This window comes from Candidatus Aquicultor sp. (assembly GCF_054640775.1).
In genome coordinates this window covers 1-3582 of record NZ_JBTSLF010000235.1, presented here as the reverse complement: position 1 = coordinate 3582, position 3582 = coordinate 1, and the positions used below count along the sequence as shown (strand labels likewise).

Below are 3582 nucleotides of genomic sequence, written 5' to 3'. Positions count from 1 at the left end.
AGTAGTGACAAGTAACTAGTGGAAAAGGAGTAGATTGATTATTGTTCGTTACTTGATAAAAAGCAATCTAATATTTATGTTTGGTATGACTCTTTCAAAAGGTTCTCCCCTGCCTTTTGACGAAAAAGAGTTAGGTCCCGGTGGTCGCCAGATCATTGGGCTTTTTTTATTTTAAAATTAGAAATTATCCTGTCATTAGAAATTTGAGATAAGCCTTGTCAAACAAAATTCTTAATTTTGGATTACCTATATTATGAACTATAGACTATTTTACAATTCTGCTTCGGTTACCTTATTATTGACCCGATACGAATATCTTAGGTATTGAATAATTTTGGTCAGTAAATGAATCTTAGGTTTCAAGTGGTTATTTTTCCAGTAATAGATTGTAGTATTTTAATCCAATGCAATTCGCTAATTCCGTATTAGGTAATGTACTCTTCAATTCTTTTTATATTGAGATGATCGTCAATTGAATTGAATATCTACAGAATTTTAGAAGTTTTTGAACAAGTAAGTACAATTTGCACCAATACCACGCAATTTATGCCCATGGTTTATTCTCAATCCCTACTAAAGACTCTAGGTCATATATATTAATTCAACACAATTAATTTTTTTGTTTCAACATACTTCTTAGCATGCTTTCTATAAGAATAAATTACAATTGAAAGATTGCCTGCATCAAAAACCGTAGAATATCACCCATCGATTTTAATTATTCACTAACATGCTGACAATTTAAGCAAAAATAGTTTACTTCCATTTTGGTTTCGATAAACCGAAATTTGCAAAGATTACTTTGACGATTCTCCGATTGACCTGAAATACTCCAAAAGTGATCTTGCCTGCTGTTCAGTTAAAGGTGTTGATGACATAGGTGTATTGCCATACTTATTAATCGATTCCTTAATTGAGGAATTTTTCTCGTTCATTTCATCTGTATTCAAAAGATAATTCATAATAAATACCGGACTGCGCATATGAATAAATGTTTTGACAGACGGACCGCTGTCTTGATTCTTATATGGATCATGACAGTCAGAACATTCACTTGAAAAAATGCTTTGACCGTCTTGTACCATTGCGCTGTCGATTTTGCCGAGTTGTACCGTTTTGACCGGTCCAATCCCTATATCTATACTATCTTTTCCTCTGTCGTTTTTCAACGAATCCGCACTCTGTTTGTTGGCTATTTTGATCGAGACAGTATTCTGATCAGTAACCCCAAGAATAACTAGCGATATAAAAGTCCCTACTAGTAGAGCAAGAAACGTTTTCATGTATAATTCCTTCTTTTATTATTCAGTTTTTCTCAGTCCGGAAAAGGGGCGCCTATATACGCCCCCTATCCAGTGCGATATGAGAATATTATTTTTATAGAGTAATCATCGTATTAAAGTACAGTACATCATTATCGGATGCATTTCTACCGAATCCGTCATAGCCGGTTGTTCCGCCGTTGAATTTCGTATACATAACGTATTGCAGTGCGAGTTCGATATTCGCATACGGAACATATGAGAACTGAGTGGTAACACCGCTGCTATTCGGCGAACCGTTTTCGCTTCCTGCAACAGATGCTGAAGGATAAAGAATCGCATCGCTCGATCCAGTAATTGAGAAAAAGCCGACTGTAAGTCCGATAGGGCATGGGAAGTTGTATGTGCAGTCAACCCGAAAGCTATTAAGATTACCGCTTGACGATGATGATCCGTTTGAAGCGAAGGTAGCATCTAATGTTCTGGTCTCATGAATATAATCTGTATGGGCAATCAAACTTCCTTCACCCAGACGATCCTCATACTGAGCATCAAATGCAATATCGGTAGCTTTATCCGTAAGCCCGCTTATGCCGGTTAGGTATTGTTCTGAATAAAGACCGTAAGTGCCGATCTCAATATACTGACTTCCCCATGCATGCTGGAGCGCAAAACGCCAGTATGGTGTAACTCCTTTAATTGTTGATGTGGATGTGGAGTCTGCAGGATACACTCCCGCTTGAGGTGTAGACTTGTAAACGCTAATCTCTCCGAAAACTAAGTTATCAAAAAGTGCATATGCTCCTAACCCGGTAACTCTTCCTGCCAGATGCCCCTCCATCACAGTGCTCGACATTGGAGTCGGCGCCGTTCCGGATGCGACATAGGGAAATCCCCAGCCAGGGGTCGAGTTCCAGACATCTTGGTACGTCGGGTCATTGTTGAGCGTCAGACCGAACAATAGGTCTTGTGAAGCAAGCTTTGTGTGAGTGGCAAACCGGATATCCGAGTTGTCTAAACCAAAGGCTCCGCTCTGGTCAGAATAAGTGACCTGGATATACGATCCAACTTTCGGTGCCAATTCTCCAGCAAAATATACATTCAATTGCTGAGGCATTTCTACAATACCGTTCGCCTTGCCTGGGAGAGCATTATTTAGTTCGGTGAAGGATCCTTGAATACGAGCTGATATTGGGATCGCTTTTAATACTTCCATATAAGGATTTTCTTTTGTGCCTCCCGATTTATACGTCGATTCCAGCCCGGTCCTCGTATAGCCGTTCAACTTAAATAATCTCCCAAACGGGGTAAGCTGTAAGTATGTTGTATAATGGCATGAACTGCACGCAAGTCCCGTTTGTCGGGTATAACTTGGGAGTGAATAGATATTACTGCTTATGATAAATATTAGAGCTACTGAAATGAAGAGCGTAGAAAAAATCTTTGCTCTACACGAAATAGGAATATTTTTTAGACTCATATAGACCTCGAATTTAATAAAATACGTCGTTTATTACGACTGCGGTCGAGAATCAAAAAATGAGCCCAAATGAAGTTGGGAAATTCATCATATTTTGTTTTTATTTCTTAACAGTAAGAAAAATAGTATTAAACTTTCTAACAAATGGGAGGGCTAATAAGTAAGTTTGTAGAACTTATCTAAAGTTGATACGTGCTCAATATAAAATTAGGATATGCACTAACAGAGTAGTTTCACTTTTTCCTTAGTTTAATGAATCGATTACATTACTGTCTCGTTAAGGGAATAACGGTAGCTGTAAGTCATTTAATTTATTATATATATTCGAACCTAACGACTATTTTACAAGTCTAATTCGGTTACCTTATTTATGGTCCAATGCGAAAAATAATTATTTTTTGATACCTTGAATTTGTATCAGTATTTTTACTAAGTTCAGAACAATATTTAGGAGAATTAATAAAGATTCATTTTCTACCAGTCAATATTTAATTAAATAACCAGACAAAAGTTTTTAATTTTGATTTATTGTGGTAGTTAATGAAAAATAAAATCTTCATTATTTTTTCCCAGGTATCCCCGGTCGCAGTCTTTCCTCAAAGCAACTTTGGAGTTTTATCCTCAGACGATAGTTCTATAATTGTAGAATATACTCCACATTATTCCGATACTTCTGTTGTTACAGTAAGCACAATAAATGACGTATTTGTAAAAATTGTTTTAGGAGACATGGCGATCATTAGATAAATGTTTCGTGAATGTATCCTTTAGTTTTATTTTAGGTTATAAATGGATTTTTAATTTGATCTAAATAATTAGAGGAAAATTTTAATTAGGGTC

General features: G+C 36.5%; 2 protein-coding genes. Both read right to left on the bottom strand.

The genetic code is table 11. The annotated features are described in order from the left end of the window. Window positions 1-797: 797 nt before the first annotated feature. Window positions 798-1283 (bottom strand): c-type cytochrome, encoded by a 486-nt coding sequence (locus ACYC56_RS13370; protein ID WP_461374670.1) that lies wholly within the window; start codon window positions 1281-1283, stop codon window positions 798-800. A gap of 94 nt (window positions 1284-1377) precedes the next feature. Then, the gene (locus ACYC56_RS13365) at window positions 1378-2547 is read right to left on the bottom strand and encodes a hypothetical protein (protein WP_461374669.1); all 1170 of its coding nucleotides are present in this window, start codon (window positions 2545-2547) and stop codon (window positions 1378-1380) included. Window positions 2548-3582: the final 1035 nt, after the last annotated feature.